This window comes from Flavisphingomonas formosensis (genome assembly GCF_009755815.1).
GTDB classification, from domain to species: domain Bacteria; phylum Pseudomonadota; class Alphaproteobacteria; order Sphingomonadales; family Sphingomonadaceae; genus Flavisphingomonas; species Flavisphingomonas formosensis.
In genome coordinates this window covers 44,514-64,056 of the sequence record NZ_WRPK01000018.1, presented here as the reverse complement: position 1 = coordinate 64,056, position 19,543 = coordinate 44,514, and the positions used below count along the sequence as shown (strand labels likewise).

Genomic DNA, 19,543 nt, shown 5'->3' with positions numbered 1-19,543 from the left:
CGCTGCTCATAACCATCCCGTCTTCATCTGGGCATGGTCACGATGGCGGCGAATACACCAGTCTGTCGCCGCCTGTTGTCATCGAAGAAAACGGGTTAATACGCAACTGTAGTACTAAGATGTCGAGCCTGCCGAACCTCTTCCGTGCGACCTCCACCGCCGCTTCCGCCTGTACCGAGTCGGTCACGTCCAGCTGTTGGATGACAAGCTGGCCGGCACGGCCATCGGCGATCCCGCTGAGCGCTGCGGGGTTGCGGGCCGTGGCGACCAGGTTGTCGCCTGCGTCGAGAACAGCTTCGGCCAGGGCACGCCCGAAGCCGCGCGAGCTACCGGTGACGAGCCAGGTCCTTTTGGTCATTTAACACTCCACTCTTGCTCCGGCGAGCGGGCGGTTGGCAATCGGGACAGGGGCCGCGGCCAGTCGAGGACGGCGACCCCTGGTGAGTTGATCTATGGCGACGCGCGCGGGAAATAAGGTGCTTGCGTAGGAACACGCCGTTCCCGGTAGAGGAACGGATCAGGCGGGCTTCCGCGGGACTATGAGGCCCCGCGGAAGTTCGCCTTGCGCGGAAATGACGCTCAGCGCTGCGCTACCCTTCGGTCGAGAAAACTTCTGATGAGCGGGCCCATCTCATCAAGCTTGTCCTCTAAGGCGAAATGGCCCGTATCGAGGATGTGAGTCTCAGCATCCGGCAGATCGCGCAGGTAGGGATGAGCGCCCTCTTCCGGGAAGATCTTGTCGTTCTTGCCCCACACGATCAGCGTCGCCGGCTTGTATTTGCGGAAATATGCTTGAAAGCTCGGATAGAGCGGCACATTCGTCCGATAGTCGTAGAACAGGTCGAGCTGGATATCGCGGTTGCCGGGACGATCCAGAAGCGCTTGGTCCTGCACCCAGTTGTCCGGGCTGATACGCGACAGGTCACGGACACCATCGGTATATTGAAACTTGGTCGTGTCCAGCGTGACCAGGCCGTTCAGCGCGTCCCGTTCCTTCTGCGCGCCGCTGGCCCAATAGGCTTTGATCGGGTTCCAGAATTCACGAAGTCCCTCGTCATAGGCATTGCCGTTCTGGACGATCAGGCCGCTGACCCGTTCGGGATGCTTGAGGGCGAGGCGATAGCCGACGGGAGCGCCGTAATCCATGACGTACATCGCGTAGCGGCCGGCGCCGATCTGCCCCATCAATCCGTCGACGAGATCGGCATAATGCGCGAACGTGTAGGCGAACTGGGTGTGATCCGGCGCATCGCTCTGGCCGAAACCGGGGTAATCGGGCGCAATCACGCGGTAGCGGTCGGCGAGCAGCGGGATGAGGTTGCGGAACATGTGCGACGAGGTCGGGAACCCGTGAAGCAGCAGCACGACCGGGCCGTCCGCCGGGCCGGCTTCGCGATAGAAGATCTTCACTCCGTCGATCGTCGCGGTGCGATAATGGACGACGACCGGCGCTTTCGTAGCGACGGACGCAACCCTCGCCGGAGCGGCGATAACCTGGACGGGAGCAATGGCGCTGGCGGCTGCCAGCAGCAGCGAGAGAGCAAAACGGTTCATCGGACATCTCCTGGGTAAGAGGCGAAGCGAAGGGAGCCTCTGCGCTCAGGAATAGCCGTTCGGTCAGGAGTGATAATCAGCTTCGAATGAAAGGCATTATTGCGATGGGCGATAGGAATGAGTGACGGCTGTCGCCCGGTCGCTGGGCTTGAAATAGCGGGATGCGAAACACCGCTCCGACCCGCACAGGCAGCGCGATGAGCGGTTGAGGGGGACATGGCCAAGTCTTGTCCATGTGCGTGACCTAGCCACGCGACCTTCCTGTCCGATCAGTTCAGTAGGCGATTTTCACGCAGCCGCGACACGGCAAGATCGACGAAGGCACGAACCTTAGCCGGCGCGTGGCGGCCTTCCGGGTGCATCACATGGATCGGCAGCGGAGGTTCTTCGTAGTCCATCAACACGATCTGCAGGTCACCAGCGATGAGAGCGGGCCCGATCTGGTAGTGAACCACCCGGGTCAGCCCCCAACCTGTCACGGCGGTCGCAATCGCGGCCTCATTGGTGTTGCACTGAAGCGCTGCGTCGATTGTCACCCGCTGTTCGCCCGCGAAGCGCCATTCGGGCGACGCCCAAGCGCTCGTCGAGGCCACGATGCGGTGTCCCTTCAGATCTGCCGGCGTTGCGGGCACGCCATGTTTCTCGAAATAGGCGGGCGACCCGCAGATCACTCGGCGGACCGACCCGACCCTGATGGCGGAAAAGCCTGAGTCCGGCAGGTGCCCGATACGGATCGCGACGTCGACGCCCTCTTCAACGATATTGACCGGCCGGTCGACAAAGAAGGTCCTCCCGCTCATGGTTGGGTAGGTATCGAGATACTCGGTCATGACTGGAAGTACGTACATCTGGCCGAACATTGCCGACGCCGTGACGGCAAGTGTGCCTGCGGGCGTCGCATAGGAGCCCGCGGCGGCGGCCTCGGCCTCAGCGATATCGGCGAGGATGCGCCGGCAGTCGTCGAAATATCGCGCCCCAGCTTCGGTCATCTTCACCGACCGGGTGGTGCGGACGAACAGGCGCGCGCCGATCAGATCCTCGAGCGATGCCACCGCGCGGGTTACGGCGGGCGCGCTCATGTGCATGAGACGCGCCGTTTCCGCGAAGCTTTCCGTCTCTGCGACCTTCGCGAAGATCCGCATCGCCTGCCATCGATCCATCAGTTACCTCTTCTCGCACCGTATCTCAGATCATCTGCATCAAGCTCGCCGCGTCATCGGCCAGTCCTTCCCGCAGCATGTGACCGTAATAATCGTAACCCTGACCGTTCAACCCCGGCCTGTCGAGAACCCGTGCAAGGGGGCTGTGATGAATCGCAGCATAGGGGCGGACACCGGCCGGGCCGGGAGCGTGATTGCAACACTAGCCATGACCGTTCGCCTTCACAGCGGAAGCATGAGCTACCGCGATGCCTTCGATTTCCCGGCAAGCCTCGTCATCGAAGCCAGCTCGCATCGCGCGTGATCGTACCTCGCGATAGTCGCTGCGTTTGACGGCAAGGGCCAGCTCAAGGGCTCGGGTGCTGCGCACGTCGAAGCTCCGCCCGGCGCGGGCGGCGTCGATCTCCGCCCCGCACATTCCGATCCGTGCGGCCGCGTCGTCCTGCTGGCGGATCAGGGCGGGAGCGCCCCGATCCCCTGCAAGGGCCATCTCGATCGACAGGCGCGTTCGCTGGTCGAGTTTGGAGATTTGCATGGTCAAATCCTCGGGGTCCGTGCGCCCGATGGCGCACCTCGGCCGGCTAGAAGCCGAAGTCGCTGAGACCGGGATGGTCGTCGGGACGGCGACCAAGCGGCCAGCGGAACTTGCGATCTTCCTCGCGGATCGGGTGCTCGTTGATGCTGGCGTGGCGGTGGGCCATCAGGCCGTCTTCGGCGAACTCCCAATTTTCGTTGCCATAGGCGCGGAACCACTGGCCGCTGTCGTCGCGGTACTCATAGGCATAGCGGACGGCGATCCGATTGCCGGTGAAGGCCCACAGCTCCTTGATGAGCCGGTATTCCAGCTCCTTGTTCCACTTGCGGGTGAGAAACGCCTGCGCTTCCTCGCGGTTGGTCGCAAACTCGGCGCGGTTACGCCAGCGCGTATCGACGGTGTAGGCGAGCGCGACCTTGGCCGGATCGCGGCTGTTCCAGCCATCTTCGGCCAGGCGTACCTTCTCGATGGCGCTCTCGCGGGTGAACGGAGGGAGGGGTGGACGGCTCATGCGGACCTCCTGTCGGTCGTGGTGTCGGGACGGTGGTGGCGGGCGGCTGGGAGGGGCTGATTGGCCGCCCGCCGCTACGTCAGGCTGCGAGGCGATCGACTCGGGGGAAGTCGATCTCGGTTCCAAGCGCCTCGTTGACGTAGTTGGTGAAAGTGTTGAGCGCGACATGCGCGATGATTTCGAGAACTTCGGCGTCGGAGTAGCCGGCGGCGCGGACCTTCTCGACCTCGGCCGGCGCGACCGACCCGCGCGCGGCGGTCAGAGCCCGGGCAAAGGCCACGGCGGCGGCGGCCTTGGGATCGCTCGACGTGCCGGCGCGGGCGGCAGCGATCTCGGCGTCATCGAGCTTGGCGAAGCGCGCGCCGGTATAGCTGTGGGCCGACAGGCAATAGTCGCAGCCATTCGCTTGCGCCATCGTCAGCGCCAGACGCTCGCGCGTCGCGACGGGCAGCTTGCCCTTCCCTAAGGCCCCCTGGAGCCCGGAAAGGGCATTGAGAGCAACCGGGCTGGTGGAGACGAGCCGGAAAATATTGGGCACGGTGCCGAGCTGCTTCTGGATGGCTTCGAGGATCGGACGCGATGCCTCGGGAGCGTCGTCGACCGTGGCGGGGGTGGGGATTACGGACATGATGTTCAACTCCTTGAGGGCTTGCACGGTGCAAGCCTTCGATGAAGGGAAGATGGCCCGCCGCGGCGCGCGACTGAATGCCGAAAATCCGGAAGGGATTGTTTCACCTGGTGGATGTAATGCGCCGTTGGCAGCTCACACCTCCAGTTGGATGCGGTCCTCGTCGACCGACTGCTGCTCAGCAGGCACCGCGCTGCAGATCAGCACCTCGTCATCGGCGAGGCTCACGCCTGGTTGCCGGATGTGGGTGACGGCCCCGCGCAAGAGCTTCGTCTTGCAGGTTCCGCAGGTGCCTTCGCGGCAGCTAAATTCGGGTGACAAGCCCCGCGCCTCGGCAAGGTCCAGAAGCGTTCCGGATGCTGGCGTCCAGCGCGCCTCCTTAGCCGAGGCCATGAAGGCCACGGGCACCGGCTTCGTGGAGGCAGGACGCTGCGGCGCTTGAGCGGACGCTGTGACGTCGGGCGTGCGTACCAGGGAGGACGGCCCGAATGCTTCGGCGTGGATGCGCGCGTCTGCGATATTCAGCGAGCGTAGCCCATCATAGAGCGCCTGGGTGAAGGCTGGTGGGCCACAGAGGTAGAAATCATAATCGTTGAACGGCAGGAAGCGGGTGAGCAAGGCCATGTCGATCCGGCCAGCGGCCTCGTAATCGATGCCTTCGGCGGCATCCGTGGGATCGCTGAGAACGCGAATGAGCTTCACGGTGCTGAAGGAGTTTTCGACCAGCGTCGCCAGCTCGGGACCGAATGGGCGCTCCGCCTTGGTTCGGGCAGCGTGGAACAGATAGGTCGGACGGACACGCTGTTTGCGGACGCCCTCATAGACGACGTGGCGCAGCATCGCGAGCATCGGCGTGATGCCGACACCGCCCGCCAGCAGAACGGCGGGGCGCGTCTCGCGCGCGTCGATCGTGAAGTCGCCGGCGGGCGCGCGCGCCTCGATCACGTCATCGACGCGGACACTATCGTGAAGATGCCTCGAGACCGCGCCCTCGCGCTTGATGCTGAGGCGATAGACCCCATCCGAGGGGGCGGCGGACAGCGTATAGTTCCGGATGACGGGCTTGTCGTCGCCGGGAAGCGTCAGACGGATCGGGAGATGCTGTCCCGCCTGGTGCGGCAGCAGACCGGCGCCATCACCGGGCTGGAGGTGAAAGGAACGGATCGAGCTGCTCTCGTCGACGATCTTCGTCACCTTGAGCGGGCGCCACCGAGTCGACAGCTCGGCCGCGCGAAGGCGGTTGGCGGCCTCGTCCCAATCGCCGGTCATCAGCGAACTCGGCGACCATGGTTCCGCCTGCATGGCCCAGCGCAAGGCAAGCGCACCGCGTCGGCGCACGATCGTCTGCGGGGTGAACGTCCAGAGCCGCTCCGTGCCCTGAAACGCGGCGATCTCGGGGCTGTCGAAGATGACTTCGGTCGTGCCGGTCATCTGGAGCACGTCGCCGCTCGCGTAATCCACGAACAGCAACCCGGCTTTGCCGTTGAGGAGGATGTTGCCGAGCGTGTTGAAGAACAGGTTGCCGTCGAAGTCGGGAATGGTGAGCGTGCCATCGTCGGCGATGCGGACGAACCCGGCTTTGCCGCCGCGATGGGAGACATCGACCTGCCGGCGATCGTCGCGGTCGGCATAGGAGGCCACGAAGAAGCTGTCAGCGCCTGCGATCATGGCCCGTGAGGCGGCGTCGAGCGCGCTCAGGGCCTCGACTGCGCCGGCATAGAGCGTGCCGGGATCGCGGGCATAGCTGAAATCGCGAAGCTGGATGTATCGCGGGCAGTTGCCGAAACTCTGGTCGACGTCGATCCGGAAACCGTGTGAGGCCTCGCCAACCACGCCGTTCATGCGGTTGCGTCGACGGGTGTGCATCTCGATGCCGAGCAGTCCAATAGGCTTGCACGGTGCAAGCCCTGAGGCGGCGGGATCGGTCGGGTCCGCGCTTGCGTCGACCTCAAGCGTGGTCGCGTCGGGAGAGGTGATGAACCCGGAGCGCCCCTCGAGGAACGTCGCCCAAGGCGCGCCGGCCTCGTCGACGCTCCCGAGCACGATGAACGGGAGCTTGGCGTAAAATTCGCGGTGCTGATCGGGCATATAGTCGCGGATGACCCGCTGGCCCACCGACGCCATGCGCTCTGCGACGCCGACCTTCTCCTGAATGAAACGCTCGCCTTCATGCCAGACCGGGAGCTTTGTGAAGTTCGACGTCATCGTTCTCGTGCCTCTGCTAGGGGCTGGCGGGCGCTCCATGGCGGGGCGCCCGCTGTCGGCGGCATGATTATGCCGCCAGGCCGACCGGGGTCTTCACGAAGGGCACGAAGCCCGGCAGCGCCTCGACCCGGCGAAGGAAGGCGTTCACGTTCGGGTAGGCCGTAAGATTGACATTGCCCTCCGGCGCCCGTGCGACATAGCTGTAGATGGCGACGTCGGCGATCGTCGGCTGCGAGCCAACTAGCCAGTTAGCGTCTTCCAGGCGGGCTTCGAGACGGCCAAGCAGGGTATGAGCGCGACCGATCACCTCGTCCGCGTTGAACTTCGCACCGAACACCGTGATGAGCCGGGCTGCTGCGGGACCATATGCAACCTCACCCGCAGCTACGGACAGCCAGCGCTGGACGGCGGCTGCGCCGCTCGGATCTTCGGGCAGCCAATCCGTGCGGCCTGACTTCTTGGCGAGATAGACGAGGATCGCGTTCGAGTCCGCCACGACCACGCCGTCATCTTCCAGCACCGGCACCTGGCCAAACGGGTTGAGGGCGAGAAACTCGGGCCGCTTGTGTGCGCCGGCCTTGAGATCGACTTCGACCAGCTCGTGGGGAACGTTGAGGAGAGACGCAGCCAATACAGCGCGGTGCGAGTGGCCCGACAGGGGATGATGATGAAGCTTCATGGCGAATTCCTGCGATAGGGTCGGGTCCATTCCCGATCCGCAGCGCCTTTGTGCTTCGATGCCGACCGGGCGAGAACGACCCGTGTCGGCACTTCATCATTCCGCTCCGTGTAATAATCTCCAAGTAGCGCGGCCCAAGTCCCCGCGTTTCTCCATTTCGTAGATCGTGCCGTCGGCAAGCGGCACGATCAGTCGGAGTTCGCGCGGTCGAAGCGTTCGTGGCAGCCCGGTCAGTGCGGTGGCGGGGCAGGAGTATCCCACCGGATCTCCATCGTCGTCATCCTATTGGCATCATCAGGACGCGCACGGGGCTTGGCTTCTTGGTCATTTTATCCTTAAGTGTGGAGGAGCCCTGATGCCGGCCAGACTTTGCCCGTTCGCGTTGGCGCCGGATTCTGCCGAGGTTGACGGTACTTTTTGCCGCGATCTGAGTTCGGGCGTCAGAGCCGGAACAGCGCGCAAAGAGCCGATAGTAGTCGATAGATAGCTTGCGAAGGCCGGCGGAAATCCCTCAATGATATCAGCAGTGTAGGTTTCTGACGGGTCCTGGGCCGGTAGTATTTGTGCGCAAAAATATTTTCTGCAATAAATTCAGATGGTTGACATGGTCCCGAACAATCGAGTGGGAGTGACGGGTCGTAGTTTTGGATATGTGGGGATAGCGTAGCGAAGTTTCGGCGGGATAACGCTTTCGATAGTTGCCGGAAGCTCTCGGCAGACGTTTTTTTATCGGGTGCCGCCGATCCAGATCGACGATCAACAATGTGATCGCGCTGAGGGCGGCTTCTCCAAACAGAGACGAACGAGGCCACGCTCCAGCGTGGCCCCGCGTGTTCTATTTTGCGTAGTGGCCAACGATCTGGCCGACGAGCTTGGCCCACGGCATGTCTAGCGCGTCATAGACGGCCGCAGACTCCGGGGCAGCGTTGTCATGAAGAACCTCGACCATGAGCGTCGCATAGTCGGATACAACGACGCCCGCCTGCTGAAGGCGAAGCAGATTGACGTCGTGCTTGGTCTTGCTGAACGTGCCGGACGCGTCGACGGCGACATAGGCGTCATAGCCCTTCGCAACCGCGGTCATCGCCGGGAAAGCTGCGCAGACTTCGAGCGAGATGCCGGCGAAGATCAGCTTCTTGCGGCCGGTTGCTTCGATCGCAGTGGCGACGCGTGGGTCGTCATAGGCGTTCACGGTGGAGCGGTCGATGATCTCGATGCCGTCCAAAGCCTCCACCAGTTCAGGGAAGGTCGGCCCCCACAAGGTTTCGCGCGCGGTACTGGTCGCGACGATCGGCAAGCCGAGCGCCTTGGCCGCGCGGGCAAGCGCGACGACGTTGTGCTTTAATTCGCCCGTCTCGTAATCGCGCACCCCGGTCATCAGGTTCACCTGGTGATCCACCAGGATCACGGCGGCATTGTCCTTGGACAGCGGTTCATAGGTTCGCTCGGTCATCTCTGCTCTCCAGCCAATAAGGGATCGACGATCACGATCAGGTTCGTGATGGGTGGAGGCTAGAGGCTGGACCAAAGGCCGAATAGTCGGCAGAATTGCGACGCAGCGTCCAACAGGTTGAACGCTGATCGTGCTGCAGGGGGATGCCGTGCTGGACCTGAACGACTTTTTTTACTTTGTGCAGGTGGTCGACCGTGGCGGCTTCACCGCAGCAGGGCGCACGCTACGCGTTCCCAAATCGACGCTGAGCCATCGCATTCAGCAGCTCGAGGCGGAACTTGGCGTCCGCTTGCTGAACCGCACATCACGACGTTTCGGCATGACGGACTCGGGCGAGGATTTCTACCGTCACGCGGTCGCCATGCTGCGCGAGGCGGAAATGGCCGAGACAATCATCCGCGGTCGCTTGAGCGAACCTATGGGCACGGTGCGCTGCACGGCTGGATCGGCCACGATGCAGTTCGCGCTGGCCGAGATCATCGCAGACTTCCTTGTCCAGCATCCAAAGGTCAACGTGGTGGCCCACGCCGCTGACCGGACGGTCGATATCGTCGGCGAAAATTTCGACATAGCCGTGCGTGCTCATTCCGACCCCTTGCCGGACTCGAATCTCGTCCAGCGCACGCTGGCACCCGCGCCTTGGTTCCTGTTCGCCGGAGCGGACTATGTGGAAGCACAGGGTGCCCCCAAAACCCCGCAGGATCTGGAGCGGCATCCGTCTCTGTTCATGATGCGGACCGGGGTCGATCCGGTGTGGAAGCTGCGCCACGCGCGTCAAAAGCGAGATGAGATCGTGATGCCGCTGACGCCACGGTTGCTAGGGGATGACATGGTCGGCCTGAAACAAGCGGCGATCAAGGGGCTCGGTATTGTGGCGCTGCCCGGCTATATCTGCCGCCCAGAGGTCCAGGCAGGAACGATCGTCCGCATTCTCCCCGACTGGATCGCGGGCGACTCGACCTTGACCGCGCTGATCCCCTACCGGCAAGGCCTGCTCCCTTCGGTTCGGGCTTTCCTCGATCATCTGACGGCGGAGTTCCCCAAGCGCGTGCTGATGTAGGGCGATCGCCGGATCGGGCGCGGGGTGCGCCGCATTCCGCTTCTAAGCCGCGTGGATAATCGTCCAATGGAATGGACGCTAAGTTCGATAATGATCGTCTTTTCGTCCAGAGAAGCGGCTGCATAATCGCCTCGTCAGAAACGCACTTGGAGCGATTGCAGTGGGCAGCCTCAATAAGATCATGAATGCTGACGCGGCCGATGCGCGGCTTGGACCCGTAGTGACGGGTGTACCTCACGCGATTGGTGAGGGCTTCTCCGCCAATCATTTCTCGGAAGAGATGTTCGGCGGCAGCATGGATCCGCTCCTGATGGTCGACCATTTCGTCATGACCGCGCCGACCTTCGATCCGCATCTTCATGCCGGCATCTCGGCGGTGACCGCCATGTTCGAAGACTCGGTAGGTGGCTTTCTCAACCGCGATACGCTGGGTCATAATATCGAGCTCAAGGCCGGCGACCTCTATTGGCTGGCGGCGGCGAGCGGGGCCGCGCACGAGGAGAAGCCGGGCCCGGGTTCGCGCATCCACGCGCTTCAGCTGTTCGTCAATCTGCCCAAGCGGCTGAAGAAAGAACCCGCGCGCGCGCTGCACGTCGGTGCCGCCAAGATCCCGACGATCGCCAGCGATGGCCATCGTGTGCGTGTCGTGCTGGGCGCCAGTAACGGCCTTGTGGGCGAGACCGGCACCCCCGAAGAGATGACGATGCTCGACGGGTTCCTGGACGATGGCGGGCAATTCCGCCATCTCTTGCCAGAAGAGCAGCAGGCTTGGCTCTACGCCGTGTCGGGAGCGATCACGATCGATGTCGATGGTGAGCAGCGGGTGCTTGCGGCCGGCACTGCGACGACAGTGGCAGCCGGCACGGCGATCGACATCGCAATCACCGCCGATGAAGCAGCGCACTTCGTTCTGATGGCCGGCAAGCCGATCCGCGAGGCGTTCTTCAAACATGGGCCGCTCGTGATGTCGAGTGCCGATGAGGTTCGGCGAACGCTTTCCGATTTCGCCCAAGGCAGGTTCGGCCGCATTCCGGCCTGAGCGCCTCAAGACCGCTTCGATCCCAGCCAACCCGCGCCGACCCCGGTCGCGGGAAAGCCGCAACACGTCAGGAGTTCACGACAATGACAAACCCCCGGATTCTGATCGCTTTCTATTCCCGCAATGGCTCGACCGAGGCACTTGCCGAGGCGGTGGCGGAAGGTGCGCGCGCGCTCGGCGCCGAGGTACGGCTGCGCCGGGCGCGCGAGATGGTCGGTCCCGAGATCATGGCGATGGCGCCTGGCTGGGCCGAGAATGCGGCAGCCATGAACGAGAAGTATGAGGCCCCGACCGCCGACGACGCGGTCTGGGCAGATGCGATCATCTTCGGCACGCCGACCCGCTTCGGCGGCATCGCATCCGAACTGAAGGCCTATATCGATGGTCTGGGGGGCGTCTGGTTCCAGGGCAAGCTCAACGGCAAGCTCGGCGGAGTCTTCGGCTCGACCTCGTCCAAGCATGGCGGGAACGAGTCTACCCTGCTGTCGATCTACAACGTGATGGCCCATCTCGGCCTCATCATCGTACCGCTCGGCTATTCGCATCCGGCTTTGTTCAAGGCGGGGACGCCATACGGGGCCACTTTCATCTCGCAGGGCGACACCCAGAAGCCCGGCGAGGATGACCTGGCCGTCGCCCGCTATCAGGGCGAGCGCATCGCGCAGCTCGCCGCCCGCATTGGCGAACCGAACAACGCTTCGGCCTGACCCGCTGCTTGGAGGAGACCCCGACATGACTGTGCTCGAACCGACGGTGACCAATGTCGCTTGGCTATCCGATGCCGAGCGCGAGCGAGAGAGCAAGCTGCTGGCCCATTTCGCCGACTTCTGGGCGACCGCGACCGGTCCGTCTCGCGACATCTACGACCGCTTCATCGCCGCCTGCCCGATGGTCGACGGGATCACCGTCGAGGAAATTACCACCGACCGGGTGCACGGATGGTGGGTCCGTCCGGCTGACGTATCGGCAGAACGCCAGGCGATCCTCTTGATCCATGGCGGCGGCTATGTGCAGGGCACCGCCAAGGCCTATCGCGGTTTCGTCAGCCAGATCGTCAGCCGCACCAACATCCCGGCGCTCGCCATCGACTATCCGCTCGCGCCGGAAGCCAGCCTGCCCGCCGCACCCGACGCGGCGCTTGCCGCCTATGCGTATCTGGTCGAGCAGGGTTTCTCTCGCATTGCGATCGTAGGGGACTCCGCCGGCGGTGGGCTGTCGCTCGTCACGATGGCGCAGCTCGCCCGGCAGAGCGAGATGCCGAAGCCGATCGCCGGCGTTGTCTTCTCGCCCTGGGCGGATCTTGCCTTCACGGGTCGATCGATGACCGATCCCGCGGTCGCGGATGCGCTGATCGGCTACGACTACCTGGCCGACTGCGCGCGCAAATATGTGGGTGCCTATGATCCCAGTGATCCGCTCGCCTCGCCGTTGCACGGCGATCTTGCCGGCCTGCCGCCGCTGCTCATCCAGGTCGGCACCGAGGAGCGCCTCCTTGACGATTCCCGCCAGTTCGCCGCCAGGGCGGCCGCCGCCGGCGTGCCTGTGCAGCTCGAGATCTGGGAAGGCATGCACCACGTCTTCCAGCTCGACGTCGCCCATCTCGAGAGCAGCCGCACCGCGCTCGATCGCGCCGGTCGCTTCATCACCAGCGCGTTCGACGCGTGATCGAGAGGAGAAAGACGATGTTCGACGTAGTGATCGTTGGCGGTGGCTCTGCTGGCGCCGTGCTCGCCCGCAGGCTGAGCGAGGACCCAAGCCGCCGCGTCCTGTTGCTCGAAGCGGGCGAGGCCTATGCGCCGTCCGCCTATCCCGATGTGATCGCCCATGCCAACCGCGTCGGCGGCGATGCCGAGCACGGCTGGGGGTATCACACCCAGGACGGCGCGACGCTCGGCCATGACGTAAACGCGATCCGCGGCAAGGTGCTGGGCGGCAGCTCGGGCGTGAACGCCGCGGTTGCCATGCGTGCGAGACCTTCGGACTTCGCGCGCTGGACTGCGATGGGCGTCGAGGGTTGGACGTGGGACGACGTGTTCCCGATCTTCCGCGAGCTCGAGAATACGCCGACCGGCGATGACGCGTGGCATGGGCGGACCGGGCCATTCCCGATCCGTCAGCGCACGATGGAGGAAATCACCCCGTCGATGCGCGCGTTCGTGCATGCATCGGAAGCGGTCGGGCTCGCGCGCATCAGCGACTTCAACGGTGCGCAGCAGAATGGCGTGTCGCCCTATCCGCTCAACGTGGTGGACGAGCATAGGATCAACACCGGCATCGCATATCTCACTGAAAATGTACGCGCTCGGCCCAACCTGACGATCCGGGGGCGAGCGGAGATCGACACCATCCTGTTCGAAGGCAAGCGTGCGGTCGGCGTCCGTCTGATCGACGGCGAGGAGATCCGTGTGGAACAGGTGATCCTGTCGGCGGGCGCCTATGGCAGCCCGGCGATCCTGATGCGCTCCGGCATCGGCCCGGCCGCACATCTGGAGGCGCTCGGCATTCCCGTCTTGCGCGATGCGCCTGTCGGCGAGCGGCTGAAGGAGCACCCCTTCTACTACAATGTCTACGCGCTGAGGCCTGAGGTCTCTTCAATGACGCCCGTCGCCGGGGCGATCGTCTGGACGAACTCCAGCGAGGCGGGTCCCGACGAGCTCGACCTGCACGTATCGGGCACGCACATCTTCGATCCGGCGCTCAGCCCAACCGGCGGGGCGATCGTGCTCGCCTGTGCGGTGACGCTACCTAAGTCAAACGGATCGATCCGGCTCGCCAGCCGCGATCCCAAGGCGATGCCGCTGATCCGCTTCAATTTCTTCGACGATCCGAGCGACCTGCGCCGTATGAAGGAAGCGGTGCGCCTGTCGCGCCGGATCGGCCGCACCGCGCCGTTCAGCGATACGATCGCGTTCGAGATGGCGCCGGGGGCGGATGTCGAGGACGACCTTGCGCTCGACCGCGCTATCATCGCGCAGATCGACGGCTACTCGCATCCGACCTCGAGCGTGCCGATGGGAGCCGAGTCCGATCCGACGGCGGTTGTCGACAGCGTCGGGAAGGTGCGCGGCGTTGAAGGACTGCACGTCGTCGATGCCTCGATCATGCCTGACATTGTCTCGGCACCGACCAACGTGACGACGATCATGATGGCCGAGGCGATCAGCCGGAAGCTCGTCCGGTGATCGGCGTGACCGAACTGCTGCGCGCGAAAGGGCTCGTCTGGCTGTTGCCACCGCGATGTTGCCCTCGCTCGCCGCCGAGCCGCTGATCCTTGGTACGACGATGATGGTGCAGACGATCGAGGGAAAGCTGGCTCGCCTGCGCAGAGCGCCCCGGTCCACAAGCCAGCCTTCCCGCAAATGAGAAGACACCCGGCGCGCAATTGTCGGGCAGCGCGATGCCACCGCTCGCCCAGCCAGCGGTGGCATCCTCTCTCATGCGACCCGGCGTGCGCCCTTCCGATAGGGATCAGCCAGGCGACTGATCGTCGCATCTTCCTTCGTCGCGAGCAGCGCCCTGGCGGTGTCGACGATGATCAGCCAGGCGCCCGCGAGCAAGGCTACGTCCTTCAGCACCAGACGGCCGGCTCCGGACAGGTAGGGAAAGCCGTGCTGCGCGTCGCCCAGCGCCGGCACCCATGCCTCGGGCGTCGTGACCAGGAAGGACAGGGTCACGAACGGCGTCGCAAAAGCGAGCAGCGCCCCTGCCATCCCCAGCCTGCGCGAGACCAGGCCGGCAAGCGTCAGAAAGCCGATCGCCAGTTCCAAGGTTCCGAGCCCCTTGGAAAAGCCATAGGTGTTGTTCCCGATCTGCCACGCGCGCTCGGCCGGCTTCAGCTCGCCCTCATGGGTCAGGTGGGCATTGTACTCGGCCGGGCGCTCGTAGAAGAACGACATAACCGGACTGTTGGCGACGAACGGCGTGATGCTGTCCGCCTCGTAGGGCACGAACTTCAGCGCGCCGATCCACAGGAAGATGATCGCGATCGCGATCTTCGTCGCGCCGATGCCGATGCGGTGCGACGGTGCGGCCGCGGCGATGCCGAGCGCTTGGGTAATGATGCGAGTCATCGTTTCGCCCTCCGCTCAAGCAGCCTTGAAGGCATCGTGCGCTCGCACCGAGAAGACGAGCGCCGCGCCGGCGTTGATCGAGACCGCGACGCCCAGCGCTTCGGCCAGCTCGCCCTCGGTCGCGCCGAGCTTCTTGGCCTCGGCGGCGTGCACGGTAATGCAACCGTCGCAGCGCAGGCTGATCGCCACCGCCAGCGCGATCAGCTCGCGCGTCTTGGCGTCGAGGTGGCCGGTCTTCGCGCCCGCGCCACCGAGCGTGCCGTAGCCCTTTACCGTATCCGGGCTGAGCTTTGCGAATTCGCCTACACCCGCGACGACCTGGCTGCGGTAAGTATTCCAGTCGAGCATTGCCATGATGACCTCCTTGACGTTGGCAGTGACTGGAAAATGGACCCGCATGCCCCCGCACGGGATGGCGGTGCGGATCATCGCGATGGCCTGGCGGATCAGGAGTGATCGGACATGACCGAGGCTGCCACCGCAGACCTGCTGAACGCGATGGTCCCGCTGCTCAAGATGCGCCCGGTGATCGAGGATGTCTGCCGCTTCGGCGGTACGTGGGAGTCGCCGCATGCGCCTGACGGGGGCGGCTGGGCACAATTCCATATCGTCATGCGCGGCTCATGCATCGTCGAGCGGCCCGGGCTTGATGCGCTGGAGTTGAACGCGGGAGACGTGTTGCTTTTACCGCACGGCGATGCGCATGTCGTGCGCAGCCACTTGGGCGGCGTTGGGCGGCCGATCGTCAGCACCCTGCGCAATGGCATCCGTCGCCGCTCTATCGCCGGGGAATCCGCCGATACTGAGCTGCTCTGCGGCCGTCTCTGGTTTGAGGCGGCCGATCGCCATCCGTTGCTCGCCGCGCTACCCGACGAGATCGTAATCCATACAGCGGACGAGCCGCTGCTCGAACGCTTTCGGCATCTCCTGGCCGATATTCGTGATGAACTGGACGGCGACAGGCCAGGGGCTGAGGTCATCGCTGCCGACCTTGCGCGGGCCGTGTTCGTGATGTTGCTGCGCGACTATCTGACCGCCGAACAGTCTGCGGGCCACACACTCTCGCTGCTGCGCGACCGGACGACCGCGCGCGTGGTGCTGGCGATGCTGAAAGATCTCGCGCGGGCCTGGACGCTCGACGAGATGGCGACGGTGGCGGTCGCCTCGCGCGCGACCCTGGTGCGGACCTTTCGCAAGCACGCCGGGATGGCGCCGATGGCCTTCCTGGCCGAGCTGCGGCTCTCGGCGGCGCGGCAACGGCTCGCGGGCACGCTCGACCCGATCGCTCGGATCGCGGCGGACGTGGGCTATGCGTCCGAAGGCGCGCTCAGCCGCGCGATCCTTAAGCGCTACGGAGTACGGCCCGGCGCATTGCGGCTCGAATCGGTTCAGCCGAGCCAGCTCGCGACATAGTGGGTGAAGTCCGCCGACAGCCGCCGCGAATGATCGACAAGGCCGCGTGTGTAGGGCAGCCGCGCGCGTTCGTAACGCTTCAGCAGGTCAGCGGGCGGTTCCGCAGCGTCGCGCTCGGCCAGCATGGTCGCCAGCACGAAAGCGTCGTCCACCGCTGTCGCATAGCCGCTGCCGGTCATCGGCGACACCCCGTGCGCGGCGTCGCCGATGATCGCGATCGGTCCTGCAGCCAGCCGCTCAGGCTTGTATTCCGCGATCGGCGCCCCGCGCATCGCGCCCGGCGTGCGCACGCCATAGGCGACCGCCTCCGTCCAAGGTTCGGGCCATAGCCGAGGCACCAGCGCAGAAAGCTCTTCGCGCACTTCGGCAGTGATCGCGTGGGCCGACAGCGTGCCGACGACGTGGCGATCCGAATCGAGGCAGCCGGTGCGGCGCAACAGTTCGTCCCGCCGGCCGTCGAACCAGGCGAAGGTGACCTGTCGACGCCCGATCTCAAGCGATCCGTCACGCCCCGGCAGCACCGCGGCGACGAGGCGATAGCCCTGTTCCAGCATGATCCACAGGCCGCCTTCAGTCGGCCATGCGATCGGGGCGGAAAGCGCGCTTTCCTCGACCAGCCTGCGCCATACGAGATAGCCGGCATAGCTTGCGAGCGGCTGATCGGGCGCAACCGCACGCCGCACGACGCTGTGATAGCCATCGGCGCCGATCACCGCATCGGCGGTCGTGCTTGTGCCGTCCGCAAAGGTTACGATCGCGCGGTCGCCTTCAGCTGCTACCGACGCAACAGCGTGGCTTTCTTCAAGCGTGATGCCGGGCATCTCGGCAGCGCGATCGCGCAGCCAGCCATAGAGCGCGGGCCAGGTGGTCAGGTGGCGATCTCGGAAGGCACGCACCACCGGCAGTTTTGCTTCGACGCGCAGATCGCAGTTCACCGTCCGCGCGATCGCGGCGAGGTCGATATTGAGATTGTCCCCGCCCAGCGTCCGGCGTTCCGCGCGCTCGACGATGCGGACGGGAACGCCGCGGCTGGCGCTTGCCAGCGCAAATGTCAGCCCGGCAAGCGAGCCGCCGACCACGAGGATATCAGGATGCTTGACGGTCACTGCGATCGCCTTTCGGGCAAGGTCCGCGCCTTTTGGTTCAGCCTCGCGGACCGCTCGGGTGAAGCAGGTCGGCGTGGCCGATGCGGTGCAGGCATTCCGAACGCACCCGGTCGATGACCGCGAAGCTGTCCGCCGCGCTGCGACCGAGAGCCGCGAGGAGAAAGAGCGCCGGCACCGCGAAGGCGATCGGCCCGAGGCCGATCGCGCCGATACCCAGCGCGTCGATAGCCTGGCCGCCAACGAGCGTGCCGATCGCGATGCCGAGATTGGCGGCGGAGATGTTGAGCGTCATCGCGAAGGATGGCGCTTCCCGCCCGGCCAGGGTCACGCGGATCTGGCCTAGCGTCACCGACGCGGTGTGGCCGATGCTCCACAGCGCCAGCGGGACAGCCGCCACGAGCAGAGCACCACCGGCCAGCGCGGTCGCGTTGACGGCTGCGACCAGCAGGAGCATCGCCGCCGCCATTGCGCGCAGCGGTGCGCGGTCCGCGAACCGCCCGGCGATCATGTTGCCCGCAAGCCCGGCGCCGCCGAACAGGAACAGGACTAGCGCGACGCCCAACGCCGGCAGGCCGATGGCCCGTTCGATCCAAGCACCCAGATAGGTATAGGCTGAAAACATCGCCGCGAAGAGCAGCACCGACAGGACAAGGTGCGCGAGGAAGCGAGGGCGGCGCAACAGCGCGAGCTGGCCATGGATCGCAGCCGGCTTGCCCTCCGGTGCATCGGGGAACAGAAGGGCCACGATAGGGACGAGCACCAGCGAAGCGGCTGCCAGCACGGCGAACGGCACGCGCCAGCTGCCACCCTCTGCCAGCGCGACACCCGCCGGCAGCGCTAGCAGCACGCCGAGCACGAAGCCCATATTGGCGCGCGCGAGTCCCTTGCCATGTGCGTCGGGCGGGGCGAGCCGCGTGACGAGCGATGCGCCGACGCTGATGAAGGCGGGCAGGGCGGCGCCCTGAACCACCCTCGCCACCAGCATCGGCGTAAAGCCGGATGCCACCGCGATCAGCGCGTTGCCGGCGGCGAACAGCAACAACGTCGCCGTGAGGACGACGCGCGGCGAAAGCCGGCTCGCGATGAGGGTGACGAAGGGCCCGCCGACCGCCGCCGAGAAGGCGAACCACCCCGCCAGCCCGCCTGCCTGGGCGAGCGGTATGTGCAGATCCTGCGCGATGAGCGGGAGGAGCCCCACGACGATGAATTCGGCCGCGACGACGGTAGTGACCGTCGGCGCGAGCAGGATCAGCGCCCGGTTCAGGGCTTGTTCGGGGTGGTCGCCGGCGGGTGTCATGCGTTGGCTCCGCCGTCGATGGTGAAGCCGGTGCCGTTCACCGAGCGCGCCTCGTCGCTGGCGAGGAACGCATAGAGCGCGGCGACATCCTCGGGCCGGCCATATTCCTTGATCGCCATCCGCTGACGCTGCGCCTCGGCATGGGGGCCATCGGCCGGGTTCATGTCGGTGTTGGTCGATCCGGGATGGACGAGATTGACGGTGATGCCGCGCGGGCCGAGATCGCGCGCCGCACCCTTGGTCCAGGCGACGAGCGCGGACTTGCTGGCCGAATAGAGCGCCTTGCCGGCATCCGGCACGCGATCGGCGAGATTGCTTCCGGTCGAGATGATCCGCCCACCGTTCGGCATGTGCGCAAGCGCCGCCTGCGTGGCGAGGATCACGCCACGGACGTTGACGGCAAGCATCGCGTCGATCTGTTCGAGCGTTATCTCTTCGACCGTTCCGTAGCTGATGATGCCCGCGTTGTTGACGAGGATGTCCAGGCCGCCGAGTTCCTTGGCAGCGCGATCGACGGCCCGCTTGATCGAGGTAGGATCTGCCGCATTCATCTGGATGGCGACCGCGTGGTTGCCGGCGCTTTGGATTTCGGCCGCGATAGCGTTCGCCGCCTCGGCCGAGCGTTCATAGCCTATGGCTACATCCGCGCCATCGGCGGCAAAGCGGCGGCCAATCGCGGCGCCTATCCCCCGACTGCCACCGGTGACGAAGGCGCGCTTTCCATGGAGAGGTTTCATATCGCTGACTCCTTGTTGCTGGTCAGCCGCGAAATTAGTCGCGAGACGATCAGCCCAGAAGTCAGCTAGGATTGGAAACATCGTCCAAGTGATTGG

General features: G+C 65.0%; 21 protein-coding genes. 6 read left to right on the top strand and 15 right to left on the bottom strand.

Annotation, left to right across the window (positions count from 1 at the left end; genetic code table 11):
* Positions 1-37 precede the first annotated feature (37 nt).
* From GQY20_RS30610 to GQY20_RS30570, 9 genes are all read right to left on the bottom strand, one after another.
* Positions 38-358 (bottom strand): SDR family NAD(P)-dependent oxidoreductase, encoded by a 321-nt coding sequence (locus GQY20_RS30610; RefSeq protein WP_157220971.1) that lies wholly within the window; start codon positions 356-358, stop codon positions 38-40.
* A 221-nt stretch (positions 359-579) separates the two neighbouring features.
* Entirely contained in the window at positions 580-1,554 is a 975-nt protein-coding gene (locus tag GQY20_RS30605) for an alpha/beta fold hydrolase (protein ID WP_157220970.1), read from the bottom strand.
* A 269-nt stretch (positions 1,555-1,823) separates the two neighbouring features.
* Positions 1,824-2,714 (bottom strand): LysR family transcriptional regulator, encoded by an 891-nt coding sequence (locus GQY20_RS30600; RefSeq protein WP_157220969.1) that lies wholly within the window; start codon positions 2,712-2,714, stop codon positions 1,824-1,826.
* 202 nt (positions 2,715-2,916) lie between these two features.
* Positions 2,917-3,249, bottom strand: coding sequence for a hypothetical protein (locus GQY20_RS30595; RefSeq protein WP_157220968.1), 333 nt, complete (start codon positions 3,247-3,249; stop codon positions 2,917-2,919).
* 46 nt (positions 3,250-3,295) lie between these two features.
* Positions 3,296-3,760, bottom strand: a complete 465-nt coding sequence (locus tag GQY20_RS30590) for a nuclear transport factor 2 family protein (RefSeq protein WP_157220967.1) — start codon at positions 3,758-3,760, stop codon at positions 3,296-3,298.
* Between the two features lie 79 nt (positions 3,761-3,839).
* On the bottom strand, positions 3,840-4,415 hold the full coding sequence (locus GQY20_RS30585) for a carboxymuconolactone decarboxylase family protein (RefSeq protein ID WP_456298472.1): 576 nt from the start codon (positions 4,413-4,415) through the stop codon (positions 3,840-3,842).
* A 108-nt stretch (positions 4,416-4,523) separates the two neighbouring features.
* Positions 4,524-6,593, bottom strand: a complete 2,070-nt coding sequence (locus GQY20_RS30580; RefSeq protein ID WP_157220966.1) for an FAD-binding oxidoreductase — start codon at positions 6,591-6,593, stop codon at positions 4,524-4,526.
* Positions 6,594-6,660: 67 nt separating this feature from the next.
* Positions 6,661-7,272, bottom strand: coding sequence for a glutathione S-transferase family protein (locus GQY20_RS30575; protein ID WP_157220965.1), 612 nt, complete (start codon positions 7,270-7,272; stop codon positions 6,661-6,663).
* 835 nt (positions 7,273-8,107) lie between these two features.
* Positions 8,108-8,725: an isochorismatase family protein gene (locus tag GQY20_RS30570; RefSeq protein ID WP_157220964.1), complete on the bottom strand. Its 618-nt coding sequence runs from the start codon at positions 8,723-8,725 to the stop codon at positions 8,108-8,110.
* Positions 8,726-8,873: 148 nt separating this feature from the next.
* On the opposite strand from GQY20_RS30570, the gene GQY20_RS30565 reads away from it, so the two are divergent.
* From GQY20_RS30565 to GQY20_RS30545, 5 genes are all read left to right on the top strand, one after another.
* Positions 8,874-9,785: a LysR substrate-binding domain-containing protein gene (locus tag GQY20_RS30565; RefSeq protein ID WP_157220963.1), complete on the top strand. Its 912-nt coding sequence runs from the start codon at positions 8,874-8,876 to the stop codon at positions 9,783-9,785.
* Between the two features lie 160 nt (positions 9,786-9,945).
* Positions 9,946-10,824, top strand: coding sequence for a pirin family protein (locus tag GQY20_RS30560; protein ID WP_198351311.1), 879 nt, complete (start codon positions 9,946-9,948; stop codon positions 10,822-10,824).
* Between the two features lie 83 nt (positions 10,825-10,907).
* Positions 10,908-11,531, top strand: a complete 624-nt coding sequence (wrbA, locus tag GQY20_RS30555) for an NAD(P)H:quinone oxidoreductase (protein WP_157220962.1) — start codon at positions 10,908-10,910, stop codon at positions 11,529-11,531.
* A gap of 25 nt (positions 11,532-11,556) precedes the next feature.
* Entirely contained in the window at positions 11,557-12,489 is a 933-nt protein-coding gene (locus GQY20_RS30550; RefSeq protein WP_157220961.1) for an alpha/beta hydrolase fold domain-containing protein, read from the top strand.
* A 17-nt stretch (positions 12,490-12,506) separates the two neighbouring features.
* On the top strand, positions 12,507-14,006 hold the full coding sequence (locus GQY20_RS30545) for a GMC family oxidoreductase (protein ID WP_157220960.1): 1,500 nt from the start codon (positions 12,507-12,509) through the stop codon (positions 14,004-14,006).
* Here the strand turns inward: GQY20_RS30545 and GQY20_RS30540 are convergent.
* From GQY20_RS30540 to GQY20_RS30530, 3 genes are read right to left on the bottom strand one after another with little or no spacing between them, the layout of a single operon-like run.
* The gene (locus tag GQY20_RS30540) at positions 13,984-14,262 is read right to left on the bottom strand and encodes a hypothetical protein (protein WP_157220959.1); all 279 of its coding nucleotides are present in this window, start codon (positions 14,260-14,262) and stop codon (positions 13,984-13,986) included. The genes GQY20_RS30545 and GQY20_RS30540 overlap by 23 nt on opposite strands.
* Positions 14,259-14,894 (bottom strand): reactive chlorine resistance membrane protein RclC, encoded by a 636-nt coding sequence (rclC, locus tag GQY20_RS30535; RefSeq protein ID WP_157220958.1) that lies wholly within the window; start codon positions 14,892-14,894, stop codon positions 14,259-14,261. Before rclC ends, GQY20_RS30540 begins: the two co-directional genes overlap by 4 nt.
* Before the next feature lie 15 nt (positions 14,895-14,909).
* Positions 14,910-15,248 carry a carboxymuconolactone decarboxylase family protein gene (locus GQY20_RS30530; RefSeq protein WP_232476339.1) on the bottom strand — a complete coding sequence of 113 codons (339 nt, stop codon included), beginning with the start codon at positions 15,246-15,248 and terminating at the stop codon, positions 14,910-14,912.
* Between the two features lie 108 nt (positions 15,249-15,356).
* Here GQY20_RS30530 and GQY20_RS30525 point away from each other — a divergent pair, with 108 nt between their 5' ends.
* Entirely contained in the window at positions 15,357-16,307 is a 951-nt protein-coding gene (locus GQY20_RS30525; RefSeq protein ID WP_157220957.1) for an AraC family transcriptional regulator, read from the top strand.
* On the opposite strand, the gene GQY20_RS30520 is transcribed toward GQY20_RS30525, so the two are convergent.
* Genes GQY20_RS30520 through GQY20_RS30510 form a run of 3 tightly spaced genes read right to left on the bottom strand, consistent with a single transcriptional unit; the run spans position 16,283 to position 19,447 of the window.
* Positions 16,283-17,413 (bottom strand): FAD-dependent monooxygenase, encoded by a 1,131-nt coding sequence (locus GQY20_RS30520; RefSeq protein ID WP_157220956.1) that lies wholly within the window; start codon positions 17,411-17,413, stop codon positions 16,283-16,285. The two genes, GQY20_RS30525 and GQY20_RS30520, sit on opposite strands and share 25 nt — an antisense overlap.
* Before the next feature lie 37 nt (positions 17,414-17,450).
* Positions 17,451-18,710, bottom strand: coding sequence for an MFS transporter (locus GQY20_RS30515; protein WP_157220955.1), 1,260 nt, complete (start codon positions 18,708-18,710; stop codon positions 17,451-17,453).
* Complete coding sequence (locus tag GQY20_RS30510) at positions 18,707-19,447, bottom strand: SDR family NAD(P)-dependent oxidoreductase (protein WP_157220954.1); 741 nt, start codon at positions 19,445-19,447, stop codon at positions 18,707-18,709. The genes GQY20_RS30515 and GQY20_RS30510 overlap by 4 nt, the downstream gene beginning before the upstream one ends.
* Between the last annotated feature and the right edge of the window lie 96 nt (positions 19,448-19,543).

Excerpts from the sequence above, each read along its gene's own strand:
- GQY20_RS30610 (WP_157220971.1), bottom strand. The coding sequence starts at position 358 with ATGACCAAAAGGACCTGGCTCGTCACCGGTAGCTCGCGCGGCTTCGGG.
- GQY20_RS30605 (WP_157220970.1), bottom strand. The coding sequence starts at position 1,554 with ATGAACCGTTTTGCTCTCTCGCTGCTGCTGGCAGCCGCCAGCGCCATT.
- GQY20_RS30600 (WP_157220969.1), bottom strand. The coding sequence starts at position 2,714 with ATGGATCGATGGCAGGCGATGCGGATCTTCGCGAAGGTCGCAGAGACG.
- GQY20_RS30595 (WP_157220968.1), bottom strand. The coding sequence starts at position 3,249 with ATGCAAATCTCCAAACTCGACCAGCGAACGCGCCTGTCGATCGAGATG.
- GQY20_RS30590 (WP_157220967.1), bottom strand. The coding sequence starts at position 3,760 with ATGAGCCGTCCACCCCTCCCTCCGTTCACCCGCGAGAGCGCCATCGAG.
- GQY20_RS30580 (WP_157220966.1), bottom strand. The coding sequence starts at position 6,593 with ATGACGTCGAACTTCACAAAGCTCCCGGTCTGGCATGAAGGCGAGCGT.
- GQY20_RS30575 (WP_157220965.1), bottom strand. The coding sequence starts at position 7,272 with ATGAAGCTTCATCATCATCCCCTGTCGGGCCACTCGCACCGCGCTGTA.
- GQY20_RS30570 (WP_157220964.1), bottom strand. The coding sequence starts at position 8,725 with ATGACCGAGCGAACCTATGAACCGCTGTCCAAGGACAATGCCGCCGTG.
- wrbA (WP_157220962.1), top strand. The coding sequence starts at position 10,908 with ATGACAAACCCCCGGATTCTGATCGCTTTCTATTCCCGCAATGGCTCG.
- GQY20_RS30550 (WP_157220961.1), top strand. The coding sequence starts at position 11,557 with ATGACTGTGCTCGAACCGACGGTGACCAATGTCGCTTGGCTATCCGAT.
- GQY20_RS30545 (WP_157220960.1), top strand. The coding sequence starts at position 12,507 with ATGTTCGACGTAGTGATCGTTGGCGGTGGCTCTGCTGGCGCCGTGCTC.
- GQY20_RS30540 (WP_157220959.1), bottom strand. The coding sequence starts at position 14,262 with ATGAGAGAGGATGCCACCGCTGGCTGGGCGAGCGGTGGCATCGCGCTG.
- rclC (WP_157220958.1), bottom strand. The coding sequence starts at position 14,894 with ATGACTCGCATCATTACCCAAGCGCTCGGCATCGCCGCGGCCGCACCG.
- GQY20_RS30530 (WP_232476339.1), bottom strand. The coding sequence starts at position 15,248 with ATGGCAATGCTCGACTGGAATACTTACCGCAGCCAGGTCGTCGCGGGT.
- GQY20_RS30525 (WP_157220957.1), top strand. The coding sequence starts at position 15,357 with ATGACCGAGGCTGCCACCGCAGACCTGCTGAACGCGATGGTCCCGCTG.
- GQY20_RS30515 (WP_157220955.1), bottom strand. The coding sequence starts at position 18,710 with ATGACACCCGCCGGCGACCACCCCGAACAAGCCCTGAACCGGGCGCTG.
- GQY20_RS30510 (WP_157220954.1), bottom strand. The coding sequence starts at position 19,447 with ATGAAACCTCTCCATGGAAAGCGCGCCTTCGTCACCGGTGGCAGTCGG.